The 26,680-nt window shown below is 69.9% G+C and carries 29 protein-coding genes, 1 tRNA gene and 1 pseudogene; 15 read left to right on the plus strand and 16 right to left on the minus strand.

All coding sequences use genetic code 11. The features are described 5' to 3' along the window. The first annotated feature begins 38 nt into the window (after window positions 1–38). Genes FHS29_RS24570 through FHS29_RS24585 form a run of 4 tightly spaced genes read left to right on the plus strand, consistent with a single transcriptional unit; the run spans window position 39 to window position 4,044 of the window. Window positions 39–1,223 (plus strand): hypothetical protein, encoded by a 1,185-nt coding sequence (locus FHS29_RS24570; protein ID WP_184694323.1) that lies wholly within the window; start codon window positions 39–41, stop codon window positions 1,221–1,223. Beyond that, complete coding sequence (locus tag FHS29_RS24575) at window positions 1,220–2,680, plus strand: substrate-binding domain-containing protein (protein WP_312865082.1); 1,461 nt, start codon at window positions 1,220–1,222, stop codon at window positions 2,678–2,680. Before FHS29_RS24570 ends, FHS29_RS24575 begins: the two co-directional genes overlap by 4 nt. Next, on the plus strand, window positions 2,667–3,401 hold the full coding sequence (locus FHS29_RS24580) for a hypothetical protein (protein ID WP_184694325.1): 735 nt from the start codon (window positions 2,667–2,669) through the stop codon (window positions 3,399–3,401). Before FHS29_RS24575 ends, FHS29_RS24580 begins: the two co-directional genes overlap by 14 nt. 16 nt (window positions 3,402–3,417) lie before the next feature. Then, window positions 3,418–4,044 (plus strand): TetR/AcrR family transcriptional regulator, encoded by a 627-nt coding sequence (locus FHS29_RS24585; RefSeq protein WP_184694327.1) that lies wholly within the window; start codon window positions 3,418–3,420, stop codon window positions 4,042–4,044. Window positions 4,045–4,604: 560 nt separating this feature from the next. Here the strand turns inward: FHS29_RS24585 and FHS29_RS24590 are convergent. Both FHS29_RS24590 and fabG read right to left on the minus strand, forming a co-directional pair. After that, entirely contained in the window at window positions 4,605–5,057 is a 453-nt protein-coding gene (locus tag FHS29_RS24590; RefSeq protein ID WP_184694328.1) for a MaoC family dehydratase, read from the minus strand. A 2-nt stretch (window positions 5,058–5,059) separates the two neighbouring features. Beyond that, window positions 5,060–5,821 carry a 3-oxoacyl-ACP reductase FabG gene (gene fabG, locus FHS29_RS24595; protein ID WP_312865083.1) on the minus strand — a complete coding sequence of 254 codons (762 nt, stop codon included), beginning with the start codon at window positions 5,819–5,821 and terminating at the stop codon, window positions 5,060–5,062. 156 nt (window positions 5,822–5,977) lie between these two features. Between fabG and FHS29_RS24600 the strand changes: the two genes are divergently transcribed. Both FHS29_RS24600 and FHS29_RS24605 read left to right on the plus strand, forming a co-directional pair. Next, the gene (locus FHS29_RS24600; protein WP_312865084.1) at window positions 5,978–6,760 is read left to right on the plus strand and encodes an SDR family NAD(P)-dependent oxidoreductase; all 783 of its coding nucleotides are present in this window, start codon (window positions 5,978–5,980) and stop codon (window positions 6,758–6,760) included. 5 nt (window positions 6,761–6,765) lie between these two features. Further along, complete coding sequence (locus tag FHS29_RS24605; protein ID WP_184694332.1) at window positions 6,766–7,722, plus strand: quinone oxidoreductase family protein; 957 nt, start codon at window positions 6,766–6,768, stop codon at window positions 7,720–7,722. 63 nt (window positions 7,723–7,785) lie between these two features. On the opposite strand, the gene FHS29_RS37045 is transcribed toward FHS29_RS24605, so the two are convergent. Continuing rightward, entirely contained in the window at window positions 7,786–8,253 is a 468-nt protein-coding gene (locus tag FHS29_RS37045) for a DUF6319 family protein (RefSeq protein ID WP_184694334.1), read from the minus strand. A gap of 102 nt (window positions 8,254–8,355) precedes the next feature. On the opposite strand from FHS29_RS37045, the gene FHS29_RS24615 reads away from it, so the two are divergent. Further along, window positions 8,356–8,691, plus strand: coding sequence for a DUF6401 family natural product biosynthesis protein (locus tag FHS29_RS24615; protein WP_184694335.1), 336 nt, complete (start codon window positions 8,356–8,358; stop codon window positions 8,689–8,691). Window positions 8,692–8,801: 110 nt separating this feature from the next. Here FHS29_RS24615 and FHS29_RS24620 read toward each other — a convergent pair whose 3' ends face one another. The 5 genes from FHS29_RS24620 to FHS29_RS24640 form a co-directional block, all read right to left on the minus strand. Beyond that, entirely contained in the window at window positions 8,802–9,683 is an 882-nt protein-coding gene (locus tag FHS29_RS24620) for a mechanosensitive ion channel family protein (RefSeq protein ID WP_184694337.1), read from the minus strand. Between the two features lie 206 nt (window positions 9,684–9,889). After that, entirely contained in the window at window positions 9,890–10,129 is a 240-nt protein-coding gene (locus FHS29_RS24625; protein WP_312865085.1) for a hypothetical protein, read from the minus strand. Between the two features lie 18 nt (window positions 10,130–10,147). After that, entirely contained in the window at window positions 10,148–11,335 is a 1,188-nt protein-coding gene (locus FHS29_RS24630) for a S8 family serine peptidase (RefSeq protein WP_184694339.1), read from the minus strand. A gap of 120 nt (window positions 11,336–11,455) precedes the next feature. Further along, window positions 11,456–12,637: a cation:proton antiporter gene (locus FHS29_RS24635; protein ID WP_184694341.1), complete on the minus strand. Its 1,182-nt coding sequence runs from the start codon at window positions 12,635–12,637 to the stop codon at window positions 11,456–11,458. Between the two features lie 4 nt (window positions 12,638–12,641). Continuing rightward, complete coding sequence (locus FHS29_RS24640; RefSeq protein WP_184694343.1) at window positions 12,642–13,121, minus strand: cation:proton antiporter regulatory subunit; 480 nt, start codon at window positions 13,119–13,121, stop codon at window positions 12,642–12,644. 18 nt (window positions 13,122–13,139) lie between these two features. Here FHS29_RS24640 and FHS29_RS24645 point away from each other — a divergent pair, with 18 nt between their 5' ends. The 8 genes from FHS29_RS24645 (at window position 13,140) to FHS29_RS24680 (ending at window position 20,052) form a co-directional block, all read left to right on the plus strand. Then, complete coding sequence (locus FHS29_RS24645) at window positions 13,140–14,300, plus strand: DUF1015 family protein (RefSeq protein ID WP_184694345.1); 1,161 nt, start codon at window positions 13,140–13,142, stop codon at window positions 14,298–14,300. 171 nt (window positions 14,301–14,471) lie between these two features. After that, a complete protein-coding gene (cmk, locus tag FHS29_RS24650; protein ID WP_184694347.1) occupies window positions 14,472–15,191 on the plus strand; it encodes a (d)CMP kinase in 720 nt (239 codons plus the stop codon). After that, entirely contained in the window at window positions 15,188–15,841 is a 654-nt protein-coding gene (locus tag FHS29_RS24655; protein WP_184694349.1) for a lysophospholipid acyltransferase family protein, read from the plus strand. The genes cmk and FHS29_RS24655 overlap by 4 nt, the downstream gene beginning before the upstream one ends. After that, window positions 15,838–17,247: a ribosome biogenesis GTPase Der gene (gene der, locus FHS29_RS24660; protein WP_184694351.1), complete on the plus strand. Its 1,410-nt coding sequence runs from the start codon at window positions 15,838–15,840 to the stop codon at window positions 17,245–17,247. The genes FHS29_RS24655 and der overlap by 4 nt, the downstream gene beginning before the upstream one ends. 21 nt (window positions 17,248–17,268) lie before the next feature. Beyond that, window positions 17,269–17,931: a response regulator gene (locus tag FHS29_RS24665; protein ID WP_184694353.1), complete on the plus strand. Its 663-nt coding sequence runs from the start codon at window positions 17,269–17,271 to the stop codon at window positions 17,929–17,931. Continuing rightward, window positions 17,925–19,040, plus strand: a complete 1,116-nt coding sequence (locus FHS29_RS24670) for a sensor histidine kinase (protein ID WP_312865086.1) — start codon at window positions 17,925–17,927, stop codon at window positions 19,038–19,040. Before FHS29_RS24665 ends, FHS29_RS24670 begins: the two co-directional genes overlap by 7 nt. A 180-nt stretch (window positions 19,041–19,220) precedes the next feature. Beyond that, window positions 19,221–19,294: transfer RNA gene (locus FHS29_RS24675), tRNA-Pro, on the plus strand. Window positions 19,295–19,827: 533 nt separating this feature from the next. Next, window positions 19,828–20,052 (plus strand): hypothetical protein, encoded by a 225-nt coding sequence (locus tag FHS29_RS24680; protein ID WP_184694355.1) that lies wholly within the window; start codon window positions 19,828–19,830, stop codon window positions 20,050–20,052. Between the two features lie 58 nt (window positions 20,053–20,110). Here FHS29_RS24680 and FHS29_RS24685 read toward each other — a convergent pair whose 3' ends face one another. The 8 genes and pseudogenes from FHS29_RS24685 to FHS29_RS24715 all read right to left on the minus strand — a co-directional run bounded on the left by FHS29_RS24685 (window position 20,111) and on the right by FHS29_RS24715 (window position 26,615). Beyond that, entirely contained in the window at window positions 20,111–21,268 is a 1,158-nt protein-coding gene (locus FHS29_RS24685; protein WP_184694357.1) for a site-specific integrase, read from the minus strand. Next, window positions 21,252–21,482 (minus strand): helix-turn-helix domain-containing protein, encoded by a 231-nt coding sequence (locus FHS29_RS24690; protein WP_184694358.1) that lies wholly within the window; start codon window positions 21,480–21,482, stop codon window positions 21,252–21,254. Before FHS29_RS24690 ends, FHS29_RS24685 begins: the two co-directional genes overlap by 17 nt. Then, window positions 21,479–22,651: a DUF3631 domain-containing protein gene (locus tag FHS29_RS24695; RefSeq protein WP_184694360.1), complete on the minus strand. Its 1,173-nt coding sequence runs from the start codon at window positions 22,649–22,651 to the stop codon at window positions 21,479–21,481. Before FHS29_RS24695 ends, FHS29_RS24690 begins: the two co-directional genes overlap by 4 nt. After that, window positions 22,648–22,986, minus strand: coding sequence for a hypothetical protein (locus FHS29_RS24700; RefSeq protein ID WP_184694362.1), 339 nt, complete (start codon window positions 22,984–22,986; stop codon window positions 22,648–22,650). Before FHS29_RS24700 ends, FHS29_RS24695 begins: the two co-directional genes overlap by 4 nt. Then, a complete protein-coding gene (locus tag FHS29_RS24705) occupies window positions 22,983–24,341 on the minus strand; it encodes a hypothetical protein (RefSeq protein WP_184694364.1) in 1,359 nt (452 codons plus the stop codon). Before FHS29_RS24705 ends, FHS29_RS24700 begins: the two co-directional genes overlap by 4 nt. Before the next feature lie 178 nt (window positions 24,342–24,519). Beyond that, a complete protein-coding gene (locus FHS29_RS37050) occupies window positions 24,520–24,681 on the minus strand; it encodes a hypothetical protein (protein WP_246440786.1) in 162 nt (53 codons plus the stop codon). A gap of 444 nt (window positions 24,682–25,125) precedes the next feature. Continuing rightward, a pseudogene (locus FHS29_RS38530) lies at window positions 25,126–25,629 on the minus strand (DNA cytosine methyltransferase); the annotation flags it as partial. Next, window positions 25,626–26,615, minus strand: a complete 990-nt coding sequence (locus FHS29_RS24715) for a bifunctional DNA primase/polymerase (RefSeq protein ID WP_246440788.1) — start codon at window positions 26,613–26,615, stop codon at window positions 25,626–25,628. The pseudogene FHS29_RS38530 and the gene FHS29_RS24715, both read right to left, overlap by 4 nt. Between the last annotated feature and the right edge of the window lie 65 nt (window positions 26,616–26,680).

Consider the following 26,680-nt stretch of genomic DNA (forward strand, 5'->3'; position numbering starts at 1 on the left):
TTAACCTGTGGGAGAACCACGCTCACACGGGGGATCGCGTGATCGAAGAGCCGGGTTTCACCGTCGTCGGCCCGTCCAAGTCCATCTTCCGCCGCAAACGTTTCCTCCTGCCGTTCGGCATCTCCGTCGCCACCGCGCTGGCGGGTGTGATCGCGCTGTTCGCGTCCGGCACGGTGGCCCTGCCGTTCCAGGGGATCACGGTGGTGCGCGGGATGCTGGCCTCGAAGCGCGACTTCTTCCAGGACCCCGAGGTGCGCCGGATCCTGATGGCGCACCGGATCCAGGTGCACGTGACGCCGGTCGGGTCGCGGGACATCGTGCACCGGGACGACCTGGACACGTTCGACTTCGTCTTCCCGTCCGGGCAGTCGATGGCGGAACTGGTGTACCGGCGGCGGGAGGGCAAGCCCACCAACCCGTACAAGCCGTTCTTCACGCCGATCGTGCTCGCCACCTACCGCGACTACGCGGAGGCGCTGGAGGACGCGAAGGTCGTCACGGCGCAGGCCGGCGGCGACGGGCTCTACTACGACCTGTCCGTGCCCGCGCTGATCGGCGTCATCCGCGGAGGCAAGTTCTGGAGCCAGTTCAAGCGCAAGGACCAGAGCCTGCTGAAGAACAACAACCGGATCATCGCGCAGACCCCGGACCCGTGCCGCACCTACTCCGGCTCCACCTACCTCGGGCTGGTCGCGTTCGCCGAGAACGGGAACCAGGTGCCGGCGGGGGAGGAAGCGGCGCTCCGGCTGGCCCGCGACATCAAACCGCTGTTCGCCATCGAGGGCCAGCACGGCGAGGAGCTCGCGCCGAAGTACCTCGCGCCCGAAGGGCGGACGTTCGCGCCGGTCGTGGTGATCTACGAGCACCAGTACCTGGCCCACCAGTTCGCGGAGCAGGACCGCACCGGGCGGCCGGACCGGGAACGCGTGCTGCTGTACCCGGACGCGCAGCACGAGACGGTGCCCGAGCTGCTCGCGTTCACCCCGGCGGGCAGTCGGGTGGGTGAGCTGGTGAGCCGGAACCCGGACCTGCGCCGCCGTGCGCTGGAGCTGGGGTTCCGGGTGTTCGGCAGCGGCGGTTCGTTCGACGACAGCGAACTCGCCGCCCACCTCAGGCGGCGGGGGCTACCGACGCCGGCCAGCGGCCTGGGCGACACCGAGGCCTGGCTGCCGCCGCGCGAGCTGTTCGACAAGATGATCGTGGAAGTGGGTGGCTGCGAGTGAGGGTGCCGGCCGCGCTGGTCTCGCTGGTCGTCCTCGCGGGCGCGCTCGGGGCCTGCACCGCGCGGGTGGAGCCGACCACGCTCACCGTGCTGGCCAGTGCCGAACTCGCCGACCTCGGTCCGGTGCTGACGAGGCTGCGCCACGACACCGGGGTGGAGCTCAGGCTGGACTACCGGGGCACCGTGCGGGCCAGTGAGGAGGCGGCCGGGAGCACCGGGCACGACCTGGCGTGGCTGTCGTCCAGCCGGTACCTCAAGCTGCGCGGCGGCGACCTGCCGTTGGCCACCAGCGTGATGCTGTCGCCGGTGGTGATCGGTGTGAAGGCGGGGAAAGCGGCGTCGCTGCGGGCCGGCGGGGAACCGTCGTGGGCGGACGTAGCCGCGCGAGCCGCCGCAGGCGAGCTGAAGTACCTGATGGGGGATCCCCGGATCACCGGAACCGGGCTGGCGGCGCTGATCGGGGTGGCCACCGCGGCGGCCGGCACCGGGGCGGCGTTGCGGCCCGAGGACGTGCGGTGCGACAAGCTCCAGGGTTTCCTGGTCGGCAAGGCCGAGTCGCCCGCCGAGGACTTGGCCGACGAGTACGTGCGGCGGCAGGACCAGGTGGACGCGGTGCTCACCTACGAGTCGACCGTGTTGTCCCTTAACGCTTCCGGCCGTGTGCGGGAACCGTTGGAGGTGGTGTACCCGCGTGACGGGATCGTGCTGGCGGACTACCCGTTGATGTTGCTCAAGCCGGAGAAGCGGGCGGCCTACGACCGCGTGGTGGCTTGGCTGCGCGCCGAGCCGGCGCAGCGGTCGATCATGGAAAGCACCTTCCGGCGTCCCGTCGATCCACAGCTGTCCCGGACGGAACCGTTGCGGGAGCCGTTGGGCACCGCGCTGTACTTCCCCGGCACGCAACAGGTCGTGGACACGCTGCTGGCCGCGTACGACCGTGCGGGGAAGGGGAGCCGGGTGGTGTTCGTGCTCGACTACTCCACGTCCATGGCCGGTGAACGGATCGCCGGCCTGCGCTCGGCGTTCGCGACGTTGAACGGCTTCGACAGGTTCCACCTCGGCGAGACGGTGACCGTGGTGCGGTTCGCCGGGGAGGTGCTCGCCTCGGACACCGTGACCATCCGCGGTCCGGCCGATGTCGACGCGTTGCGGAACTTGTTGGCAGCAGAGGACTTGCGCGACGGAACCGCGATCTGGTCCGCGCTGGAACACGCCTACCGGGAGGTCGGCGACGGTGCCGTGGTGCTGATGACCGACGGCGAGAACAACGCCGGGCTCACCGTGGACGAATTCCTCGCCGCGTGGCCGAAACCGGCCGCGCGGACGTACGCGGTGCGGTTCGGCGAGGCCGATCCGGTGGAGCTGGCACGGGTGGCGGATGCGTCCGGCGGGCGGGTGGTCGACGCGGCCGAAGGCGCGCTGGCGGAGGCGGTGAAGGAGATCCGTGGCTGTCGATAGGGCGCTGTGGTGGTCGGTGTGGTGGCCGTGGGCGGTCGTGTGGATGGTGACCGCGCTCGCGATTCTCGTCGCGCTGGGCGTGCTGTTCTTCGCCTGGCGCGCAAGGCATCGGTTCGGTCCGACGCGGGAGGTGCCTGGCCTGACGCTGTACCTGAACGCCAAGAACGTGATGGACCTGTACCAGGTCGGTGGGTTCGGCGACGCGCTGGTCAAGGAGGTCACCGATCGCGTCGGCGTGACCAAGGACGGCAAGATCGCGCTGCCCGGACTGCCCGACCTGAGCGCCGGCGTGTCTTCGGGCCGGGAGGTCGTCAAGACCTACCTGGAGCGGTACGAACCCATCACCGTGGTCGGGGTGTTGATCGATGCCCTGGAGGCTGCGGGGAGCCTCGTGCACGTCGACTTGGCGGAACAGACCGTCGTGCGGAACTCCGCGCTGGACCGCGTCGCGCACAAGGAGGAAGTGGTGCGGCTGCGCAAGCTCAAGTCGTACGTGTCCGTGCGGGGCGAATTCCAGCTTGAGGAGGACGGTGGCGAGGCGGCTGTGTTCACGTCCGCAGTCGGCTCCGACGGTATGCGCGTCCGCGTCGAATGCCAGCCCGATGACCTGGACCCCAGCGTGGGCGACGGTCCCTTCGACGCCATCTGCCTGGGCAGGGTGCAGGCCTGGCGACCCGCCACGCGGGAGTTGGTCGTTCGACCGATCGCCATGTTCCAGTGACGTTTAAGCTCCCCGCATGGGTACCGTGCCGGAGCGCCTGATCGAGGCCGCGACGAGGTTGTTCGCCGACAAGGGCTTCGACCGCGTGGCGGTGCAGGAGGTCGTCGACCTGGCCGGCGTCACCAAGGGTGCCATGTACCACTACTTCGGCTCCAAGGACGACCTGCTCCACGAGATCTACGGCAGTTTGCTGCGCATGCAGACCGAACGCCTCGAACGCTTCGCCTCCGGCTCCGCTCCCGTCGCGGAACGCCTGCACGCCGCCGCGCTCGACGTCGTCGTCACGTCCGTGGAGAACTTCGACCAGGCCAAGGTCTACTTCCGCTCGGCCGACCAACTGGCCGAAACCCAACGCCTGGCCATGCGCGCCGAACGCCGCCGCTACCACGAACGGTTCCGTTCCCTGATCGAAGAAGGCCAGTCCAACGGTGTCTTCCGAACGGACGTACCCGCCGACCTGACGGTCCACTTCTTCTTCGGCGCCGTTCACCACCTGGGCGCCTGGTACCACGCTTCAGGCACCTTGTCCGCCAAGCAGGTAGCCCGCCACTACGCCGACCTGCTGCTGGCCTCCCTCCGCCTCGACCCGCCTTCTCCCACCCCCGACCCGCCCTCGCCCACCCCCAACCCAGACCCGCTCTAACGCAAGTACCTACGCGCCGCTCAACGCCCTGCGCGCGCCGCACAGACCGGTCGCCTCGTGTTCTCCCCGTATGGCCTGCCCGCAGGGCAACCACGCTTGTCCAGGTAGTGCAAGCACGCTTCACCGCTTGCACTACCTGGACAAGCGTGGTGGTCTTTGACAGGCCATACGGGGAGAACACGACCGCCCTTTCTTTGCTTTTCCTCCCCGGAGGTCTGCCCAGCGGCGAGCGTCGCTTTTCAAGCACTTGCTACAAAGATCCGCACGGCACCAAGTCTGAAAAGAGTCCTCGCCGGACGGGCAGGCCGCCAAGGATCCCACAAAACCAAAGCCTTAAAAAGATTGAACAGCCAAGGGCTGTGTGTCATCCCCGCATGTCCTGGTCAAAAGACAACCACGCTTGTCTGGGTAGTGCAAGCGAAAAGCGTGCTTGCACTACCCAGACAAGCGTGGTTCGCTGCGCGCAGGCCATACGGGGATGACACACAGCCCGACCGGAGGTGTGCGCTGGCGCGCCTGGCCCTCGACGGGCGGCGCAGGTGGTGGGGCATTGGCGGGTGTCAGGCGACCAGAAGGACGACGGTCTCGGCTACGCAGGCGGGTTTCGGGTTGTCCTCGATTTCCACGATTACCTTGACCATCGCTTGCATACCCTGTGCAAGTTCGGTGATTTCGGTGAGTTCCGCACTTGCCCTCACCCTCGACCCCACGGTGACGGGGCTCGGGAAGCGGACCTTGTTCAGGCCGTAGTTCACGCCCATCTTCAGGCCCTCAACGGCATAGATGTCCCGAACCAGCAGAGGGATCAGGGAAAGGGTCAGGTAGCCGTGCGCCACCGGCGCGCCGAAAGGGCCTGCCTTGGCCTTCTCTAAGTCGACGTGGATCCACTGGTGGTCACCGGTGGCATCGGCGAAGAGGTCGATCTCTTGCTGGGTGATCTCGTGCCAGGCGCCGTGGCCCAGGTGTTCGCCCTTGGCAGCCGCCAATTCGCCCAGGTTCGCGAAAGTCCTCATGGCTAGTCCTTCGGCCCGCCGGCGACGTAGACGACCTGGCCGGACACGAACCCTGCCCCCTCGCTGACGAGGAACGACGCCGTGTGCGCGATGTCCTCGGGGGTGCCCACCCTGCCGACCGGGATCGTGGCCGCCATGCCCTTCTTGAAGTCCTCGAACGTGACCCCGACGCGCGCGGCGGTGGCGGCGGTCATGTCGGTGGCGATGAAGCCCGGTGCGATGGCGTTCACGGTGATGCCGAACTTGCCGAGTTCGATCGCCAAGGTCTTCGTGAAGCCCTGCAGGCCGGCCTTCGCCGCCGCGTAGTTCGCCTGGCCTCGGTTGCCGAGCGCGCTCGTGCTGGACAGGTTGACGATGCGGCCCCACCTGGCCTCGGTCTGGAACTTCTGCACGGCCCGGCTCATCAGGAACGCACCGCGCAGGTGCACGTCGATGACCGCGTCCCAGTCGTCGTCGGTCATCTTGAACAGCAGGTTGTCCCGCAGGATGCCGGCGTTGTTCACCAGTACCGTCGGCGCGCCCAACTCGTCGGCCACCCGCCGCACGGCCGCGTCGACGGCCTGGCTGACGCTCACGTCCGCGCCCACCGCGAGCGCGCGGCCACCGGCGGCCTTGATCCTGTCCACGCCGTCCGCGCAGCTGTCCTCGTCCAGGTCCAGCAGGGCCACGGCGAAGCCGTCCTGCGCGAGCCGCGTCGCGACGGCCGCGCCGATGCCGCGTGCGGCGCCGGTGACGATGGCCACCCGTGCGTCAGTCTCGGCCACGAAATCCTCCTCGGTCACGAACCTGAGCGAGCGCTTGGAAAGTATCGGCCGGCCCGGCTTGACGCCATCGCCCGCCAAGACGACCATCATGACCATACCGACTGGTCGGAATGTGGGCTAGCGGTCAGGCTCAGGGCGCAACCGGGAGGCGTGCGGGTGGAGTTCGAAGGCAGGGTCGCGCTGATCACCGGAGGCGCGAACGGGATCGGCGAAGGAGTCGCCAGGCGGCTCGCCGGGCTGGGTGCGCGGGTCCTCGTCGCGGATGTGGACGCCGTGCGCGGCCAAGCCGTGGCCGACGACATCGGCGGGGCGTTCGTCTCCTGTGACGTGCGCGATCCGCGGCAGAGCGAAGCGGCGGTGGCCGAAGCCGTCCGGGCGTTCGGCGGGCTGGACATCGTCGTGCTCAACGCCGGCATCGCCACGGGCTTCGGGCTCGGCGACGACTTCGACCCCGAGCGCTACCGCAGCGTCATGGGCATCAACCTGGACGGTGTCGTCTACGGCGTGCACGCAGCGCTGCCGGAGTTGAAGAAGCGCGGCGGGCACATCATCGCCACGGCCAGCATGGCGGGGCTGATGGCGATGCCGCTCGACCCGCTCTACGGCGCGAACAAGGCCGCCGTCGTGGCGCTGGTCCGCGCGCTGGGACCGGTCCTGGCCGCCGATGGCGTCACGGTCAACGCGGTCTGCCCGTCCTTCGCCGACACCGCGATCATCTCCGGGTTCAAGTCGTTCCTGGAGTCCTCCGGGATGCCCGTCCTGACCGTGGATGAGGTCGTGGACGCCTACCTCGCCGTGTTGCGGACCGGCGGAACCGGTGAATGCTGGTACGTGCAGGCGGGCCGGCCCAGCGAGCCGTTCAAGTTCCCCAACCCGCCCGGTCCGCGCACCGGCAGCGGTGCGCGCGTGACCCCGCACGACCCGTCCCAGGAAGGCTGAAACCGTTGCGTGCCATCCAGATCACCGAATTCGGCGGACCCGAGGTGCTGACCGAGGTCGAACTGCCCGACCCGGTGGCCGGTCCGGGCGAACTGCTCGTGGACGTCAGCCGCGCCGGGCTGAACTACGCCGACACGCACCAGGCGGAGAACTCCTACCTGGCGAAGATGGAACTGCCGATGGTGCCCGGCGGCGAGGTTGCCGGGCGCACGCCGGACGGCCGCCGCGTGGTCGCCCTGACGAACCACGGCGGGTACGCGCAGAAGGCCGTGGTGCCGGAAGCCACGGCGTTCGACGTTCCGGACGGGGTGGACGACCTGACCGCCCTGAGCATGGTCGTCCAGGGCGCTACGGCGTGGCTGCTGCTGCGCAAGAGCGCGCACATGGAACCGGGCGAGAGCGTCGTGGTGCACGCGGCGGCGGGCGGGGTCGGGACGATCGCCGTGCAGCTGGCCAAGAAGTGGGGCGCGGGCCGGGTCATCGCCACCGCCAGCAGCGACGAGAAGCGCGAGCTGGCGCTGGAGCTGGGCGCGGACGTCGCGGTCGACTCGACCGCCGGGGACATGACCGCCGCCCTGCGCGAAGCCAACGGCGGGCGGCGGGTCGACATCGTGCTCGACATGACCGGCGGCGCGGTGACCGACCAGAGCATCGCGGCGCTCGCGCCGTTCGGCCGGCTCGCGTTCTACGGGATGGCCAGCCGGGAACGGCCGACGCCGGTCGACCCCGGCGCGCTGCTGGTGCACTCCACGGCCGTCGCGGGGATGTGGCTGCCGCACGCGTTCACACTGCCCGGCCGGGTCGTGCACCGGGCGATGAACGAGCTGTTCGGGCTGGTGGAGGCCGGTGAGCTGCGGGCCGTGCCGGGCGGCGAGTACGGGCTGTCCGAGGTCCGCCGGGCGCACGAGGACCTGCGGTCGCGCCGGACCACCGGGAAGCTGGTGCTCGACCCGTCGCGCTGACCGCGGCCCGTCCGGCCGGACGGGAAGAGGGGCCGCCTCGTCGGTGCGGGCGGCCCCGCCACGTCATTCGCTGAGTTCGGCGAGCGCGGCCTTGACCTTCGCCAGCTCGGCCTCCAGCTCCTCCATGCGGGTGCGGTGCTGGGCGCGGGCGGCCTCGATGACCTCGTCGATGCCGCCGGCGATGTCCTCGTGCAGCTCCTTGGCCGCCTTCGACACGGCGGCGGCGGAGATGCTCAGGCCCTGCACGACCCGCTTGGTGCCGTGCACCAGGTCGGCCTGCCACTCGCCGTCGGCGGTGCCGGTCACGGTCAGCGTCAGCTCGACCGTGCGGGTCTTCTTGGCCGTGCTCTTGGGGGCACGGGGCTTCGCCGCGGGCTTGGCTTCAGGCTTGGCTTCGGGCTTGGCCACGGGCGCCTCCTCCTGCTGCTGCGGTGCGGCAGGCTTGTCGTCGGGCTCCTCCTGCTGCACGGGTGCGGCGGGCGCCACGGCGTCCACCTGGTCTTCCTGCTCCACGAGCGTGTCCGCCTGCACGTTCTCGTTTCCTCTCCGCTGATCCGGCTCGACCCGGCGCGATCATAGAACACTTGTTCGATGGTGGGTCGATTGCCCCGCACAGCGTAGGGTGTCGGGCTTGTGAGCGGATGGCGGGACTTGTCCGCCCGCCGGTTCCTGGACCGGCTCGGTGGCGAAATCAGCATGGCAACGGCGGTACTCGCGCCGGTCGGCGTCCTCGCGGCGGTGGACCAGCACGCGGCAGCGGTGCGGGACATCCTCGCGTACGGCGCGCCGGCCGCGGCGGCGGTGATCCTCTTGGCGGGCTACGCCAAGGGCGTGTGGGACGAGGCGGTGACGCACGGCTGGAGCCCACCGTCGATCATCGAGTGGGCGCACGCGGACTGGACGACGCTGAGACTGGCGGCGGTCTGCTCGTTGGCCCGCACCGCCGAGGAACCCGCCCTGGAATCGTGAAGTTCCTCCGGTCACCTCACCCGCCCACGACGCAGCGGCCGTCGAGCACAGCGGCCGTCAACACAGCGGCGACGGCACTTGGAGTGCCGTCGCCGCTGTCCCGCTGATCCTTACTGCTGCGGCGGGCGCTGACCGGGGTGCGGCTGGGGCTGAACCGGGTTCCCGACCGGCGGCGTGGGCATGGTGGCGGCGTGCGCGGGGGTCTCCGCGTGCACCGGGGGCACCTGCTGGGTGGGCGCGTCCTGGATCCGTCGCACGTCCTCACGACCCCGCTTGTACGCCTCGGCCTGGGCCTTCGCCTGCGGCACCTCGTTCTCCGCGCGCGTCAGCCAGCCTTCCCAGCGCTGCTGCATCGGCTTGACCAGACCACCGCCGACACCGACCACGGCGATACCGCCCACGGTGGCCAGGATGGTGATCAGGATCGGCAGGGTGACGGCGGTCGCGACACCGATCTGGTTCAGCGCGGCGATGATGCCGAGACCGATGATGAACCAGGACGCCACGTTGGCGATCGTGCGGCCGTAGGAGACACCGCTCAGCGCCCGGGAGGTCAGGTCGCGCACGGCACTCGCGATGGCCGCGGCCACCACGATGATCACGATGGCGACGATCGCCCGCGGCAGCCAGGCCACGATCTCGGTCAGCAGGTTGCTCACCGGGTTCGACCCGAACAGCCCGAACGCGATCTGGAGGGCGATCAGCAGGATGCCGTAGTACACGATCTGCGCGACCAGCCCCGAGGCGTCGAACTTGGAACGCGCCATGGCCTCGCCGATGCCTCCGCGCTGCACCGCGCGGTCGAAGTGCACCCGCTCCAGCACCTTGTGCACGGCCGTGCGCAGCAGTCGGGCCACGATCCACCCGATGAGCAGCACGAGGAGGAAGCCGACGAGTTTGGGCAGGAATGTCACCACGGACCGCAGGGCGTCACCGGTGGCTTCACCGATGCCTTGGGCCTGCGCCGTCTGCACGGCGAGCAGGGCGTTCATCGTTCGACCTCCTCGGGAGCGACTCTTCTCACAAACCGGTTACCCCGGGTCGCCCCACCAAACCTCCGGCGCCGGACCTGCAGCGCCGAACCTCCGGCGCCGATCTCCCCGCGCCGCCCTGCAGCACCGATCGCAAGCGTTTCCCTCCAGCGCCCCCCTACCGCATCGGGCCTCCCAGCCCGACTTTCCAGCGCTGAACCGCCTGGTCAGGGCGTCGGCGCAGCCGGCGGAAACCGCACCGCGCGTTGCTTCTCCACGTCGGACACGCCGGGCACGGCCCTCAGCGACCGGATCGCCTCCCGGGCGACCGATCCGGTGACCATGCCCAGCGCCTCCAGCACGTCGTCCACCACCAGCCCGGCCTCCCGCAGGGCCGCCACCACGGCCGGCAGGTCCGCGAGGCTTTCATCGGCGACCGAGACCACGACCTTGTCCACGGGGTCCACGGGCGCCTCCGGGATGGGCTAGGGAGCTTGCACCAATCCTGCACCGACATCGGTGGAAGGCAAGCCCAGGCGGCGCCCGGCCTGCATCAGCCGCGCCCACAGCTCCCAGCCGCGCGCGTTGTACTGCTGGGCGATCAGCGCGGCGACGCCCGCGACGTGCGGTGTGGCCATGCTGGTGCCCTGGATGCGCTTGTGCAGGGTGTCCGCGGTCTTGCCGTTCCAGCTGGAGTACACGTCCACGCCGGGGCCGACCACGTCGACCTGGCCGACGGTGTCCATGGTCCCGCAGGAGAACGGCGCGACGGACCGCCGGTCGTCCACCGCGCCCACGGAGAGCACCGACGGGCAGTTGGCCGGGTGCCCGACCGGTGCCGTCCTGCCCGGGCGGCTGCTCTCGTTGCCCGCCGCCGCGATGATCAGCGTGTTCCTGGCCAACGCGCGCTGCGCGGCCTGTTCGAAGATCTGCGAGTACGGCGTTCCCGGCCGGACCGCCGCGCCCAGCGACATGGACACGACCGCGCAGCCGTTGGCGATCGCCCACGCGATGCCGTTGAGGATGCCGCCGTCCGAGCCCGTGCCGGAGTCGGACAGCACCTTGCCCGCGTAGATCTCCGCCTCGTGGGCGACGCCGTAGCCGGGACCGCCGGAGGCGGGCTTGCGGGGACCGGCCGCGGAGCCGATGCAGTGCGTGCCGTGGCCGTGCCCGTCGTCCACGGTCTCGCCCTCGACGAACGAGTTGGTGAACACGGTGCGGCCGGCGTAGTCCGGGTGGTCGACGGTGAAGCCGGTGTCCAGCACGGCGAGCCGGATGCCCGCGCCGGTCGCGGAGCAGAGCGTGGCGCCCACGGCTTGCAGGCCCCAGGTGAACACGCTCTCGTCCACGAGGGCGGACCCGGTTTCCCCCCGGGCGGGCGCGGCGATCGCGTGCACGACCCGCTCCGCCTCGACCACGGAGATCGGGCCGGGCTCGTCCACGGCCCGCGCCAGCGCGCTGACCTGGTCCGGGGCCGCGTTGACGACCGCGATGCCGAGGTCCTGGAAGATGACGCCGTCGGAGGTCCCCAGCTGTTCGGTGGAGACCGACTCGACGGTGCCCGCCGCGTGGATCCCGGCGACGCGGTTCAGTTCCCGGGCGTTCGCGGAGACGGAGTTGTCCTCCAGGAGCACGAGGTATCGGCCGGTGGTGGTCTCGGTTGCGTCTGGCATGAGGACCCCCTTCGGGGTTGGACGGCAATCAGGTGTAACCCCGGTGACCGCCGGTGTTCAAGCGGCCAAACGTGGCCCATTCGCCTTTTCAGAGCAATCGAGTCCTCGCCGAGATACAGGTCAGGCCGTCGCGGGCTGCGCACCACGCTTTCGGACGAATTTCGCCAGCGGTTCGACCACCCGCGCGGCCACCGGTCCGAGCACCGCCATCAGCAGCACGTAGGCCGTGGCCAGGGCCGCGAGCTGCCCGTCGACCGCACCGGAGGCCACCGTGAGGCTCGCGATGACGATGGAGAACTCGCCGCGCGCGACCAGTGCCGCACCCGCCCGTGCCCGGCCGAGTTTCCCGATGCCCTGCCGTTTCGCGGCCCACCAACCGGTGGCGACTTTGGTCAGCGTGGTGACCACGGCGAGCGCGATCGCCAATGCCAGCACAGGTGGAATCGACGCCGGATCTGTGTTGAGCCCGAAAACGACGAAGAACATCGCCGCGAAGAGGTCGCGCAACGGCTCCAGCATCCGGGTCGCGTTCTCCGCGGTCGACCCGGAGATCGCGATGCCGAGCAGGAACGCGCCCACCGCCGCCGACACCTGCAACTGCGAGGCCACGCCGGCCACCAGCAGCGCCGCGCCGAGCACCTTGAGCAGGAACACCTCGGGGTCGGGGCTGTCCACCACGGCCGACACGTACCGGCCGAACTTCAACGCGACGACCAGGACCACGGTGATGGCGGCCAGCGAGATGCCGACCGCGCTCAACCCGCCCAGGAAGCTCACGCCCGCCAGCACGGCGGTCAGGATCGGCAGGTACACGGCCATCGCCAGGTCCTCGAAGACCAGCACGGACAGCACCACCGGCGTCTCCCGGTTGCCCAGCCGGCCCAGGTCGCCGAGCACCTTCGCGATGATCCCGGACGACGAGATGTAGGTGACGCCCGCCATCGCCAGCGCGCCCACCGGGCCCCAGCCCAGGACCAGCGCCGCCACCGCGCCGGGCGTGGCGTTGAGCACGATGTCCACCACACCGGCCATCCAGGACCGCTTGAGGCCGGTCATCAGCTCCGCGGCCGAGTACTCCAGGCCCAGCAGGAGCAGCAGCAGGATCACGCCTATCTCGCTGGAGATGTGCGCGAAGTCCTCGATGCCGTGCAGCGGGATCAGACCGCCCTGCCCGAAGGCCAGGCCCCCGATCAGGTAGAGCGGGATCGGCGAGATGCCGATCCGCCAGGCCATCTTGCCCAGCAGACCGAGGCCGAAGAAGACTGCGCCGAGTTGGACGAGTGCGATCGCGGTGTCGTGCAAGGGCTCAGCCGTCCAGGATGTCTGATGTCTTGGCCAGGCCGTCCGCGGTGCCGACCACGACCACCAGGTCACCGCCGGCGAAGGTGAAGTCCGGGCGCGGCGACGGGTGCACGGAGCCCGCGCGCACCACGGCCACGATGGACGAGCCGGTGCGGGAGCGCAGCTCCGTCTCGCCGAGCGTGCGGCCGTCGAACCGGGAGCCGGGCGCGACCGGGAACTGCCGGGTCGAGATGCCCGCCACGTCCCGGTGCTGCTCCTCCAGGTGCGCCACCAGCTGCGGCGAACCGAGCAGACCGGCCAGCGTGCCCGCCTCGGCCGGGGTCAGCGCTATGGACGCCGAGCAGTCGTCCGGGTCGTCCTTACTGGACACGATCAGCTCGAACTTGCCGTCGCGGTGGGTGATGACCCCGATCCGGCGGCCCGCGCGGATCATGAAGTCCTGACGGGTACCGATTCCCGGCAAGGGCGTGACCTCGACGTTCATACCTGCATGATAATCAACATGACTGTTCGGGTTCGCGCCGTGCGCAGCGGGTGGGTGGTCCGGGACCGGGTGCCGGGTCCGGACGTGGACGAGTTCGCCGAGCCCGAGCGGGTCGTGCGGGCGCTGGCCGGGGCGCGCAACGGCACCTTGCTGGCGGTGCAGCACCCGCACCGCACGCCGAAGGCGCTGGCAGCCGGGTTGAGCCTGCTCGACGCGTTACCGGACGCCCGGGCCGAGCTGACCTACCTGTGCCGGACCGCCTACCGGCAGGTCTCCGACGTCGTCGCGCCCTACCGGGTGGACGGGCCGGACGGCACGGCGTACGGGCTGCTGTGCCTGGCCGACCCGGCGGCGGTCGGCCACACCGAGGAGGTCTACCCGGACGTGGTGGCCGAACGCGCCCGCGTGCTGGCCGGCCTGGGCTGCGTGACCAGTGCCGCGCTGCTCGTCCCGGTGCCCGCCGGCGACGGCCTCGGGTGGCCGGTCCGTGCTGCCGGGCCTGGTGTCGCCGCGCCGTCCGAGCTGACCCGGCTGGTGGCGGAGGTGGACGAGGAGCCGGCCGTGTCCATGGTGGACCCGAGCGGGCGGCGGCACTGGCTGTGGCTGGTCGGCCCCGGCCGCCGGCAGGACGCCCTGCTGGCCGCCGCCGGCGCGCACCCGCTGATGGTCGCGGACGGCAACCACCGGGTGGCGGCGGCCGCGGCGGCCGGGCTCACCGGGTTGCTGGCGCTGGTCGCGGCCGGTCCGGACCTGCGGGTGGGTCCGATCCACCGCGCCCTGGTCGGCACCGGCCTGGCACTGGACGAGTTGGCGTCCGCGTGGCGCGGCATCGGTCTGCGGGTGGACGAGGTCGACGTGTCCGTGCGCCCGTCGCCCGGTGTGGTGGTGGCTGTGTCGGGCGCGCGGGCGCTGCGGGTGGAGCTGCCGTCGTCCGGCATCGACCACGCGTTCGTCGAGTCGAACCTGCTGGAGAAGGCGCTGGGGCTGGACCCGGAGAGCCCGCACGTGCGCCCGGTCACCAACGGTGTGCCCCTGGACGCGGACGCCCTGCTGCAGATCGCGCCGGTCCCGGTGGCCGACGTGCTGGCCGTGCACGCGGCGGGTGGCCGGATGCCGCGCAAGAGCACGTACTTCACGCCCAAGCCGCGCAGCGGTCTGCTGCTGGCCGACCTGGACTGATCAGATCGGCCCGGAAGGAGACCGACGCCGGAAGAAGGCCGGCCGGCCCGAGCCGGTTGGCCCGCCGGCCGTCGGGCAGCCGGCCGGGTCCAGCGCCCGGTTCCGGTGTGATGGGCCACACCAGGCACAATAAGAGGTTGACGGTCCGGTCGCGTTGAGGAGGAAACCCCGGTGGGACTCGGTGAGCTGCGCGGCGTGGTGGCCCTCGACGGGCCGTCCGGCACCGGCAAGTCCTCCGCCGCACGCAGGCTGGCGGCCTCGCTCGGCGCGCGCTACCTGGACACCGGCGCGATGTACCGGGCGGTGACGCTGGCCGTGCTGCGCGCGGGCGTCGACCCGGCGGACGCCGAGCGCGTCACCGAGGTCGCCCGCACGCTCCGGCTGGTGCAGGGCTCCGACCCGCAGCGCTCGACCACCACGCTGGACGGCACGGACGTCGGCACGGACATCCGGGGCCCCGAGGTGACGCTCGCGGTGTCGCCGGTGTCGGCCGTGCCGCAGGTGCGCGAGCTGCTGGTGGCGCAGCAGCGGGCGATCATCGCCGCCGCGCTGGAAGACGCGGGCGGGATCGTCGTGGAAGGCCGCGACATCGGCACGGTCGTCGTGCCGGACGCCGAGCTGAAGGTGTACCTGACCGCCGACGCGCAGGCCCGCGCGCAGCGGCGCACCAGGCAGGACAACGCATCCGGCCGTACGTCCACAGTGGACGCCACGTTGGCGGACGTGCAGCGGCGGGACGCCTACGACTCGTCGCGCGCGGTGTCGCCGCTGCGGCCCGCCGAGGACGCCGTGGAGCTGGACACCACGTCGCTGGACCTCGCGGGCGTACTGGCGGCGCTGGTGGACCTGGTGGAGCAGCGCGGGCTGCGCGTCGTGGCGGTGGGTGGGTGAGCGGACAGCTGCCCCCGGGCACCCTGCCCCGGCTGCTGGACTTCGGCCGGTGGTTCGCGCGCGGACCGTTCTCCTGGGCGTTCCGGGTGCGGGCTTCCGGGCGTTCGAACCTGCCCGCGGACGGGCCGGTCGTGCTGGTCGCGAACCACAGCTCGATGGTGGACGGGCCCATCCTGTTCGGGGTCCTGCCCCGCCCTGTGGTCTTCTTGATCAAGCAGGAGATGTTCCGCGGCCTCGCGGGCTGGGGCCTGCGGCGGATCGGCCAGCTGCCCGTCCGGCGCGGCGTGCCCGACCGGGCGCCACTGCTCGCGGCCCAGCAGGTGCTGCGCGGCGGCGGCGTGGTCGGCGTGTTCCCGGAGGGCACGCGTGGCGCGGGCGACGTGGCGCAGGCCCAGCAGGGCGCGGCGTGGCTGGCCCGCACGACCGGGGCCGTCGTGGTGCCGGTCGCGTGCCGGGGCACCCTGCGGCCCCCCGGTTCCGGGCGCCGGTTCCGGCCCGTGGTGGACGTGCTGGTGGGTGAGCCGTTCGAGCCGCCCGCCGACAAGGGTCGGCAGGGGCTGGAGAAGGCGACCGAGCAGGTCCGCGACCGCTTGGCCACGCTGGTGGCCGAGCTCGACAGCAAGCGAAGCGTGAGTGGAGAAGCAGGATGACGGACTTGGACGGCACCTGGGCGGACGAGTCCGACTGGAGCGCGTTCGACGACGAGTCGGACGGCGGTGAGGACGGCGGTGCCGTCCCGCAGCCGGTGCTGGCCGTCGTCGGCCGGCCGAACGTGGGCAAGTCGACGCTGGTCAACCGCATCATCGGCCGCCGCGAGGCGGTCGTGCAGGACGTGCCGGGCGTGACCCGCGACCGGGTCGCCTACGACGCGCTGTGGAACGGCCGGAAGTTCACCGTGGTGGACACCGGGGGCTGGGAACCCGACGCCACCGGCATGATGGCGTCCGTCGCGGCGCAGGCCGAGCTGGCCATGGCGACCGCCGACGCGATCGTCTTCGTGGTCGACGCGACGGTCGGCGCGACCACCACCGACGAGGCCGCCGTGAAGGTGCTGCGGCGCTCCAAGCGGCCCGTGCTGGTGGTGGCGAACAAGGTGGACGACGAGCGGCTGATGGCCGAGGTCGCCATGCTGTGGTCGCTGGGGCTGGGCGAGCCGATCCCGGTCAGCGGTCTGCACGGCCGCGGGTCCGGCGACATGCTGGACAAGATCCTCGAAGCGCTGCCCGAGTCGCCCCGCGACACGTTCGGCTCCAACGCGGGTGGCCCGCGGCGAGTGGCACTGGTCGGCCGGCCGAACGTCGGCAAGTCGTCGCTGCTCAACCGGCTGACCGGCGAGGAGCGCTCGGTGGTCGACGCGGTGGCGGGCACCACCGTGGACCCGGTCGACTCGCTGGTCGAGCTGGACGACGACCTGTGGCGGTTCGTGGACACCGCCGGGCTGCGCAAGCGGGTGAACTTCGCCAGCGGCGCCGAGTACTACGCGTCGCTGCGCACCAAGGCCGCGATCGAGTCCGCCGAGGTGGCGATCGTGCTGCTGGACGCGTCCGAGCCGATCAGCGAGCAGGACCTGCGGGTGCTGTCGATGGTCGTCGACTCGGGCCGGGCGTGCGTGCTGGCGTTCAACAAGTGGGACCTGGTGGACGAGGACCGGCGCCACGCCATGGTGCGTGAGCTGGAACGCGGCCTGGTGCGCGTGCCGTGGGCGGAGCGGGTCAACATCTCGGCGCTGACCGGTCGCGCGGTGCGCAAGCTCGCCCCGGCGCTGCGGACCGCGCTGGAGTCGTGGGACACCCGGGTACCCACCGGACGGCTGAACGCGTGGCTGAACGACCTGATCCAGGCCACCCCGCCGCCGGTGCGCGGCGGCAAGCAGCCCAAGGTCCTGTTCGCCACCCAGGCGTCCACCCGCCCGCCGACGTTCGTGCTGTTCACGACCGGTTTCCTGGAGGCCGGGTACCGGCGGTTCATCGAGCGCAAGCTGCGCGAGGAGTTCGGCTTCGCGGGCAGCCCGGTGCGGATCTCGGTGCGGGTCAGGGAAAAGCGCGCCAAGAAGTGATCGGTTGCCCCGGCAGGCGGAATGCGGTTGCCTGACGTCGTGCCGGTGCGATTGGTCCTCGCGGACGACGAGGCCCTGCTGCGGCGGGGCCTGCGCGTGCTGCTGGAAGCGGACGGCCGCGTGCGGGTCGTCGCCGAAGCGGCCGACGGCGCGGCCCTGCTGGAAGCCGTGCGCCGGTACCGGCCGGACGTGGCGCTGGTCGACGTCCAGATGCCGGGGATGGACGGCCTGTCCGCGCTGCGCGCGCTGCTGGCGTGGACCGATCCGCCGGCCGTGGCGGTGCTGACCACGTTCGACCTGGACGACTACGTGGCGACCGCCCTGGAGCTGGGCGCGCAGGGCTTCCTGCTCAAGGACGCGGAACCCGAGACCCTGGTCCGGGCGGTCGTGGACCTGGCCGCGGGCGGCGCGGTACTGGACCCGCGGATCACCGCGCGGCTGCTGCCCCGACTGCGCGAAGCGGGTCGTTTCCGGGAGAACCCGCAGCTCAACACGTTGAGCGCGCGGGAGAAGCAGGTGCTCGCGCGGATCGCGAGCGGGCAGTCGAACAGCACCATCGCGGCGGGCCTGGGCTTGAGCGAGGCGACGGTGAAGAGTTACGTGTCCACCGTGCTGACGAAACTCGGAGTGGAGAACCGCGTGCAGGCGGCCCTGGTGGCGCACCAGGTGGGCGGCACGTGGTGATCCTGCTGGAGTTCCTGGCCGTCACGGTCCCGGCCGCGATGGTGCTGCTGGCCGACGGCGTGCCGTACACGTGGTCGATCCCGACCGCGCTGGCCGCCTGCGCGCTGCTGCCGGTGCGCCGGTGGTTGCCGTGGCTCGCGGTGCTGGCCTGCCTGCCGGCGCTGCTGGGAGGTCTCGGCTGGCCGCCCACCGTGGTAGCCCTCTACCGGCTGGGCCGCACGTCATCCGTCAGGGTGATGATCGGCGGCGTACTCCTCACCACGACGCTCCCGGCGACGCTGGTGGTGCTGACCCAGGACCTGACCGTGGGCGGCATCCTGCTGACGTACTCGTTCTGCCTGTTCATGTCGGGTGCTCCGACGGCGCTGGGTGCCTTAATCGCCACCAGGCAGGAGCTCACCGAGAGCCTGTCCGAGGCGGCGCGGGCCCGTGAAGCGGAACTCGAAGCCCGTGAGTCCAACGCGCGGGCGTCCGAACGAGCCAGAATCGCCCGCGAGATCCACGATGCAGTAGGGCACCATGCCACCCTCATCGCGGTCGAGTCGGCAGCGCTGGCCGCCACCACGGACAACCCGGAAGTCAAGGCGACGGCCCGACGCCTGCGAGGACTCGCGAAGGACGCGCTGTCCGAGATGCGAGCGGCCCTAGGCCTGCTCAACACCGAACCGACCCAAAGCCACGAAGACATCCCGCACCTGGTCGAACGCGCCAAAGCAGCCGGCCTGACGATCCGCTTGGACGACAGGACGAGCGACCTGCCCCCGTCGATCAGCCGAGCAGCGTTCCGGGTGGTCCAAGAGGCCCTGACCAACGTGACCAAACACGCGCCCGGTGCAGCCGTCCAGGTACGACTGTCGAAAGTGGACGGACGAGTGCGGGTGTCCGTGGTCAACGGCCCGGCCCAGGAACCGCCGACGTCAACCGATCCGGGCGGCACAGGCCTGCACGGGCTCTCGGAACGAGTGCGCCTGGTCGGCGGCACCCTCAAGACCACGCCGCGCGAAGACGGCAGCTGGGAGGTCGAAGCCGACCTACCCTCCGGTCCGTCGAAAGTTGACGCAGATGACTCGACTTTAGGCGGTAGTGCACGAAACCCCGCCAACGCATAGTGGCAGGGCGTCGAAGCTCGGGGGAGCGGCAAGTCGACCGAGGGGAACGCGGAGGTCCGCCCAGCGCGGACCTCCGCCAAACCCCCAGCTCAGCCCGCTGTTCGACGCCCTCAGGGGGCCGTGTCGGGGGTCCGTTGCGAGTGCGCTAAGCTATCCGCGCACCCCACAACGGGATGCGGCCGGGACGTGGCGCAGTTTGGTAGCGCACTTGACTGGGGGTCAAGGGGTCGCAGGTTCAAATCCTGTCGTCCCGACGGTCGCAAAGAGCCGCTGGCTCAGGCGTAATGCCTGGTCAGCGGCTCTTTCGCATTGCCGGGTTTGGATCTTGGTTGTGATCTTCGTGGGGACCGTTTGGGGACCTGAGTGACTAACTGAGTGACTGTTGCCGTTGAGGTGTGTCACCCCACGCTGGTGTCAGCGAGCTGAGCACGGGGCGGACCCGGCGGGGAGGGAGCGACGTTCGTCGGCTCTGCACCTCGACGTGGCGCCCCAAGGTGCTCCTGCTAGCCCTCGTTGTCGACGTGCATAAACGGCACCAGTAAGCGTGAGGAGACGTGACCGTCGCGGATCTGTGGCGTTCACTAGGTACATCCTCGACAACGCTGGTGTACGGCAAACTCCTTCGAGAATGTCGCACGTCCTCCATCTCTGCTCCGTCTTCAAGGGGTACGTGGAGATGGTGAAGGTGAGGGGGACGCGTCGTGGAGGAAGGGATGTTATGACTGTGGAGTCTTTACGCGCCGTCACGAAATCAGTCCAACCGGACGCTGGCTCCGGCGGAGGACAGGTGACGCTGTTCTCGGTTCGAAGCCTGACCATCCTGGCGTTGGCTATGGTGATCGGCTTCTTTGCGTGCTTGGCGGCAGGGATACCCGCCGGAATCGGCGCCGCGCAGGCTGCTGGCGTCGGGGTGGGCGTTACTGTGGGCGTACTCTCTGGGATGGCCGCAGGCATGCTCACAGCGCTCGGCGTAGCGGGGACGCTCAATACGCTTGTGGGTAGTAAGCACTGAAGGCGGAGATGCTGGCCTGGTGTGAGCACGAGGGCAGCACCTCAGCCTCCGATGCGAGTCAGCCAGCCTTTGGGAAGATGTGATCCATTGCGGTGGCTCCCTCCACCATCACCGGCACGATCTGATGGCGGTAGACGGTCTCGGTCACGGTGGTGCTGCTGTGGCCAACCAGGCGCGCGATGTCCTCAAGCTTGACCCCGGATGCCGAAAGCACGGACACGAAGCTATGTCGCATCTCCCGTGGTGTCCACTGTTTGGGGTTGAGATCCGTGGCCTTCAGTACGCGCCTGAACGCGCGCCGGACGTTGTGGGAGTCCAGCTCGGTTCCGACCTCTGAAACAAACACCAGGCCGTGTTCCTGCCACCGCGCGCCCGCGAGCTTCCGCCGCGCGTCCTCACGCTCCTTGTGGGCTTTCAGGGCCTCGACACACCGTGTCGGCATGGCGAGGGTCCGCCGTGACTTCCGGGTCTTCGTGTCTCCTCCTTCGCGCACCGACCGCCACACCGAGATAGACGGCAACACGACCGGTTCCGCGTTTGGCTTGCCGATCAAGTCCACGTGTTTCCACGTGAGCGCCCGTAGTTCCTCGGTGCGGGCACCGATCAGCAGCGATAGCACGATGTAGGCGTGCATCGAGGTGCCTTCGGAGGCGTCCAGCACTGCGGCCACCTGTTCGAGTGTGAGGGACTTCGACGGGCGACCGGACTGCCCGGTAGGCACTTCGCACAACTGCACGACGTTGCGCTTCACCTTGTCCCGGGCCTGCGCCATGCGCACCGACCGGTTGAGGATCGAGAACACCAGCCGCAGCGTGCGTGTGGACAGCGTGAGCGCCAGTTCCTCAAGCCACTCGTCCACCTCATCGGCGCTCAGCTCGCGGAGGTTGCGCAGACCGAGGTAAGGGATGATGTGGCCGTTGGCCTGGTAGGTGTAGTTTTTAACCGTCTCCTCGTCACGCCCGCGCAAGCCGTATTTCAACCACGTGGTGACGGCCTGCTTGACCTTGTAGTCGTGAGGTGCGACGGGCAACCCGTCGTTGAGGTCCCGAAGAATCTCCTTGAGCTTGTCCTTGGCCTCGGTCTTCGTCCTGCCGCTGGCCTTGCGGGTGATCCGCTTGCCCTTGGCGTTGAAACCGATCGTCGCGGTTGCGATCCACCGCTGCCGCTTCTCGTCCCAGTGGAGACCACCGTCCCCTCGGCTACGCCGTTTCGCCATACCCGATCCCTGCCTCTCGTTCCAGGAGTTCCACGTACGCGGTGATTGCCGACGACGGGATGAAGGTGGCCCTGCCCTGCTTCACGTACTTGATGCGTCCGGCGCGCATCTGCTCGTAGAACACACTCCGACTGAGCGAGAGCATTTCCATCGCTTCGGACACTTTGTAGAGGTACTTCCTCACCGGTATGACGGTGTCGGGCTCGGTGTTCATCGGCTCTCCCCCTTGTCGTCGCCGGACGTGTCTGCGGGCAGGTACCTGTCCCACGCGTCGATCAGGCCCACCTGGTCGCGTTGCGTGGCGGTCGGGAAGGTGACGTATCCCCGGGTGTTCTTGCCGTTGATCTCCACACAGATCGGTGCCACGTAGTACGCGGCCAGCAAGCTCGACAGTTGGCGGGCGTTCAGCGGTCGGCCGTTGCGGTATTCGCCCCAGGGGGAGTCGTCAAGGTTGTTGAGGTGGTTGAGGATGTCGCTGGTGTGCATCCGGTCAGTGCCGCAGGCCCGGTAGAGGTCGCGCAGGTCGGTCAGTAGTCGGGTTCCGTCGGACAACGGAGTGTTGCGACCCTGACGGACGAAGTCGGTGCACGCGTTCCGGGCGGTGCCGGGCCAGTGATCACCGGCATGGTCGGCGATGACGAGCAGGCATTCCCAGGCTTCGGCTGCGCGGTCGCGTATGCCGGGTGGCATGTCGGGTTCGCAGGTGGCGAAGTCCTCACCGATGCTGTCCAGCCAGGAAATCAGGGCATCGCGCAGCGGCGCGGCTTCCAGCTCGAATTTGCGTTCCCGGTAGGACTCGACATCCTGGTTGTGACGCCGTTTGCGCATGTGTACGGTGATGGCTCGGGTGGTGATGGTGGGCGGGAAGTTCCCTGCCAGGCCCGCCAGGGCGACAGGGGCGAAGACGGGAAGGCGTTCGACCACGAAACCGCCGCTTGCGTCGCCTTTCGTCTTGGGGATGGTGGCTCCGCGCTTGTAACCGCTGTTGAGCATTTGGCGCACGTCCTCGTTTCCGCTTCCGCCGGCCGCGAAGACGGTGTCCACCTCGTCCATGAGCAGCGTAAGAGGTTCGGCTGCGATCATGCGGACAAGGGCTGCGGCACTGCCGCCCACCGTGATTTCCGGCTGGCGGGTGAAGTGACGTAGCAGCTCCAGTACGCGGGTCTTGCCGGATTCGGGTTCGGCGGAGGACAACAACAGTTTCGGCGTGACATAGAAGTGCTCGACCACCCACGTGTGGGCCGCCCACAAGGCCAGCATCGGGGCGCAATGCTTGTTGGGCAGGACCGCGAACCGGCTGAACATCTCTGCGATGCGGTCAAGGATGGCGGCGGCGGGCATGGACTGCGTCGGTGGGACGACGTGTAGTGCCGAGGCGGTCATCGAGTGGTCCTCTCGGTGGCGTCACTGATGCGCTCTTCCGGGGTGAGGTATTCGCGTCCCCAGCGCTGCCATTGCTCCGGCGTTACCCATGTCCAGACGCGGGCTTGGCCGTGTCGTTGGGTGATGAGTTCGTCGGGGTTGTCGGTGTGGCGGTCGGTGGGCAGGTAGCAGCGTTCCGAGCCGCAGGGGTGGTTGAGCGGGTAGCGGTGCAGGCGGCTTGCGCGGCGTGCGGTCAGCCAGTCGGTGTAGAAGAACCAGCGGCGGTGTTTGGGTCCGCCTTCCAGGGCGACCAGGGGTGTTGCGGGGTCGATGAGGTGTGTCGGTGGGGTGGTCATGCCGCGTTCCGGAAGGTGGGGGTGGGCAGGGTGGTGAGGGTGGGGTAGTGGTTGTCGAGTTCGTGGCTTCGGCAGCCGTGGGGGGAGCAGCCGCCGATGCCGGTTTCGAGTAGTTGGAGCAGGTCGTGTTGGGCGGTTTTGCGTTCCTGGCGGGAGGGTTTGGTCAGGTTGGCGTGGCGGAGTGGGGTGAAGCTGTGGTGGAGGTAGCGCTTGGCGTGCATGGCGGGGACGTCGCGGATGGCTCCGTCGAATCGGCAGGCCTGTTCCCATTCGTCGGGGCGGTTGGCCTTCATGTCGCGCCATTCGGCGTTGCCGTGGTTCGGGCAGCCGTTGCAGGCACTGCGCACCGGGTTCTGTCCGTTGGCGCGGATGAGACGTTCGCAGTCGGCGCGGGTGATGTTCCGTTCCGCCAGGGGGTAGACGGGTGTGGTGTGGGAGGGGAATCCGACTTCGGACACGCGCATGAGGTACTCGTCTGCGGAGAATCCGATGATGTGCCGGACGCGGGAGCCCTTGGGGGCTTTGCCGACGCGGTGGCGGCTGCCGGTGCCGTGGCAGACCGAGCACGGTCCTTCGCCGGCGTCGGGTTGCCAGGGTGGGACGCGGATGCCGGTGGCCTGGCACCAGCGGCACGGCTCGTTCCATTCGCGGGCCCCGAGCAGTACGCGGATCTTCCGCTCGATGGGCTCGATTTTGTATTTGCCGGTGCAGTGGCGGGTGATCCGGCCGCGTTCCTGTTTGGTGTAGGTGTGGTGGCGTGTGGCGATCCGTCCGGCGTTGCCGCACTCGGGGTGCGGTGCGGGCACGGTGTGCAGGCCTGCTTCGGACAGGTGCAGCAGGGCGGTGCGCGTGTCGGCGGGCGCGGTGTCCTCGTCGCCGGTGGTGCACAGGGGGCAGTCGGTGTCGGTGATGTGCACCCGGTGGTGGTGGGTGATCTCGTCGGGGGTGGTGCCGGGGGCGAAGCGGGCGAGGTTGGCTGTGCCTTTCTGTCCGGCGATGCCGAAGATGCGTGCCCAGTCGCAGGTGCAGCGTCGCCAGGACAGCGGGACGTGCACGGTGCGTTCGATGACCGTGAAGGCGGGGATGGTGGCGTAGACGTGGGGGTCGAGTACGTCGGTGTGGATGTCGGTGACCGGTTGGAAGCGGGACACGACGTGGAACGGGATGCCCAGGGACTCGTAGCCGGCGCGGAGGTGGGCGAGCTTGGCGTAGACCTGTGCGGGCTCGCCGCCCGTGTCGGCGAAGATGACGTGGTCGGGGCGTTCGACGACCCCGTCCCGGATCAGGTAGAAGATCGCTTCGGACTGCGTTCCCGCGCCGCATCCGACGGTGAGCAGCTCACGCGGGTCGGTCATGATGTCCTCCGGGGGTAGCGGCGATCCGAGCCGTACGGGTGGTCCGGCGCATGGCCGTGTCGATGGCCGGTACTGCGGGTGGTCAGCCGGTCGGCATGGAAGACCCGGCGGCGTTTAAGTCCGCCTTCCAGGGCGACCAGGGGTGTGGCCGGGTCGGTGAGGTGGGGTGCCGGGGCGGTCATGCCGCCCACCTGGTCACGGTTGCGGTGTCGGTGTCCGGGAGCAGGTGGCGGATGGCGGCGGTGCCTTGTCGGGGGACGACGCCGTTGCCGAGGATGCGGAGCATCTGGTTGCGGGACAGTCCGGGTGTGGCGGTGACGTGGCCTTCGGGAAGGCCCATGAGCCATTCCACGAACATTGGGTTCAGAACAGGGCCGGTGCGTCCGGGGATGGTGGGTGCGGGTGCGGGGCGTCCGAGGACGGTTTCCCAGCGGTGGACGGCGGGTGCGTAGTGGCCCCACTGGACACCAGCGCTCCGTGCAGGCAGGTGGTGTCGTTGCGCTGGTTGGGTCCTTTGCCGTCCCGTGCGGTCGGTGTAGGGAGCAGGTGGACCGCCACTTCGTCCAACTGCCCGGACCGTTTCGGGTTCAGCTCCTTGCGCCGGTGCGGGTGTGAGGCTCCCCGGCCGTCCCCGTCCCGTGCCTGTGGTGTGGGCAGGAGTTGCACCGTGGTGCGCAGGTCCAGCGACCCGGTTCCGTGGTGGCCCGGACCGTTCGCGTCCGACGCGGTCGGTGTGGGTAGCAGTGATGAAGATGCGGTATCGGGGGTGTGGTGCGCCGATGTCGGCAGCGCGTAGGCCGTGCCAGCGTGTGTCGTACCCGAGGTCGGCCAGGGCGCCGAGTACGGCTCCGAGTGCCCGCAGAACAGGGACCTCTGTTCGATCTCCCAGACACCACGGGCAGGGTTCCAGGTCGCTATCGGCTTCACGGCTGAGCAGTCCTCTCACGTTCTCGATCACGACCAGCGGCGGACGCAGCACGGAGATGGCGTGGGCCATGTGGAACCACAGCCCGGAGCGGGTGCCGTGCCGCAGTCCGGCACCCGCGCCGGCCGTGCTCAGATCGGTGCACGGGAACCCGCCGGTGAGCACGTCGACCGGCGGCACGGCCGACCAGTCCACGCCGGTGACGTCGCCCAGGTTCGGTACCTGGTGGTGGCGTTGCAGCACCGCGCAGGCGCCGGGGTCGATCTCGCTGTACCAGACCAACTCCCCGCCCAGGACCGCCTGCACGGCCATGTCCAGGCCGCCGTAGCCGCTGAACAACGATCCGATGCGCAGGCCGTTCATGCCGCACGCCGCCCGCTGGTGGCGGCCGGCACGCGGCGCGGCTTCCCGGCTCCTTCACGTAGGCCGTTGGTGATGGTGCGGATGATCTCCCGGTCGGTGCAGAGGCATCCGGGGGTGCCGATGATGCCCATGGCGGCGGCGTGCAACTCCGATTCGGCTGTAGCCGAGGGGAGCAGTCCTGCGCCCACGAGTTGCCCCAGCGCGAACGCGGCGATGAACAGCGTGCTGCTGTGTGCCCCTGGGGCGGCCTGTGCGACGCGTTGCCGTTCGCCCCGGACCGCTGCGGCCACGTAGCCGGGCAGCCGCTCAGGGGCGCTGACGATGGGCGCTGTGCGGGTCGTACGCGGCTTGGGGGCCAGTCGCCGGTGTAGCCAGGTGGGCAGGTCGACCGGTGGACCGTCCCCGCTGGACTCGTAGGTGCCGTGTTCGGTGGTCGACCAGGGGCCGACGACATAGCCGCCCCAGGCTCGGGTGTCGACCTTCCAGCCCAGCCCGTTGCCCAGCTCTCCCCCGGTGTTGCGCAGCTGCGCGCCGGCGAGTGCGCGGAAGTACAGGTGTTCACCGCCGCTGGGGGTGGACACGCTCAGGGTGTCCGGCACGGGGTGTCCGGCGTCGGCGCAGACCAGGCCGAACACGTCCCGCCCGGTCCTCGCCCCCCTCCGGCTCCAGCGTTCCGGGGGCACGTCGTCGGGTGACTTGGGGATGTCCAGGTCGACCACGAGCAGCCCGGACGGTCCGCAGGCGATGCCGATGTTGAAGGGCGCGACCGACCAGCAGGCGCGGATGCGGTCGGGATCGGTGGTGGCGCGCTGTTCCCAGCCCCGGTGTCCGTCGCGGCACACCCCGGTACGGGGGCAAGCCCGCGCGCCGTGCAACGCCGGACGGTTCTTGGTGCCGACCCGCAGGGGGAAGACGTGGAACCCCTTGGCGGCCAGGTCCAACGCGCGGTTGACGGCCATGTCACGGTCGATCGTGTTCGAGTCCATTCCTTGTCCCCTCTGGACAGTGAAGGAGGGTCGGCCGGTGGCCACACCGGGGACGGGGGTGGTCA

It is taken from the genome of Saccharothrix tamanrassetensis, from assembly GCF_014203665.1.
Lineage (GTDB): Bacteria > Actinomycetota > Actinomycetes > Mycobacteriales > Pseudonocardiaceae > Actinosynnema > Actinosynnema tamanrassetense.

Excerpts from the sequence above, each read along its gene's own strand:
- FHS29_RS24585 (WP_184694327.1), top strand. The coding sequence starts at position 3,418 with ATGGGTACCGTGCCGGAGCGCCTGATCGAGGCCGCGACGAGGTTGTTC.
- FHS29_RS24590 (WP_184694328.1), bottom strand. The coding sequence starts at position 5,057 with ATGAGGACTTTCGCGAACCTGGGCGAATTGGCGGCTGCCAAGGGCGAA.
- FHS29_RS24620 (WP_184694337.1), bottom strand. The coding sequence starts at position 9,683 with ATGAACGCCCTGCTCGCCGTGCAGACGGCGCAGGCCCAAGGCATCGGT.
- FHS29_RS24630 (WP_184694339.1), bottom strand. The coding sequence starts at position 11,335 with ATGCCAGACGCAACCGAGACCACCACCGGCCGATACCTCGTGCTCCTG.
- FHS29_RS24640 (WP_184694343.1), bottom strand. The coding sequence starts at position 13,121 with ATGAACGTCGAGGTCACGCCCTTGCCGGGAATCGGTACCCGTCAGGAC.
- FHS29_RS24645 (WP_184694345.1), top strand. The coding sequence starts at position 13,140 with ATGACTGTTCGGGTTCGCGCCGTGCGCAGCGGGTGGGTGGTCCGGGAC.
- der (WP_184694351.1), top strand. The coding sequence starts at position 15,838 with ATGACGGACTTGGACGGCACCTGGGCGGACGAGTCCGACTGGAGCGCG.
- FHS29_RS24665 (WP_184694353.1), top strand. The coding sequence starts at position 17,269 with ATGCGGTTGCCTGACGTCGTGCCGGTGCGATTGGTCCTCGCGGACGAC.
- FHS29_RS24685 (WP_184694357.1), bottom strand. The coding sequence starts at position 21,268 with ATGGCGAAACGGCGTAGCCGAGGGGACGGTGGTCTCCACTGGGACGAG.
- FHS29_RS24690 (WP_184694358.1), bottom strand. The coding sequence starts at position 21,482 with ATGAACACCGAGCCCGACACCGTCATACCGGTGAGGAAGTACCTCTAC.
- FHS29_RS24695 (WP_184694360.1), bottom strand. The coding sequence starts at position 22,651 with ATGACCGCCTCGGCACTACACGTCGTCCCACCGACGCAGTCCATGCCC.
- FHS29_RS24700 (WP_184694362.1), bottom strand. The coding sequence starts at position 22,986 with ATGACCACCCCACCGACACACCTCATCGACCCCGCAACACCCCTGGTC.
- FHS29_RS24705 (WP_184694364.1), bottom strand. The coding sequence starts at position 24,341 with ATGACCGACCCGCGTGAGCTGCTCACCGTCGGATGCGGCGCGGGAACG.
- FHS29_RS37050 (WP_246440786.1), bottom strand. The coding sequence starts at position 24,681 with ATGGGCCTTCCCGAAGGCCACGTCACCGCCACACCCGGACTGTCCCGC.
- FHS29_RS24715 (WP_246440788.1), bottom strand. The coding sequence starts at position 26,615 with ATGGACTCGAACACGATCGACCGTGACATGGCCGTCAACCGCGCGTTG.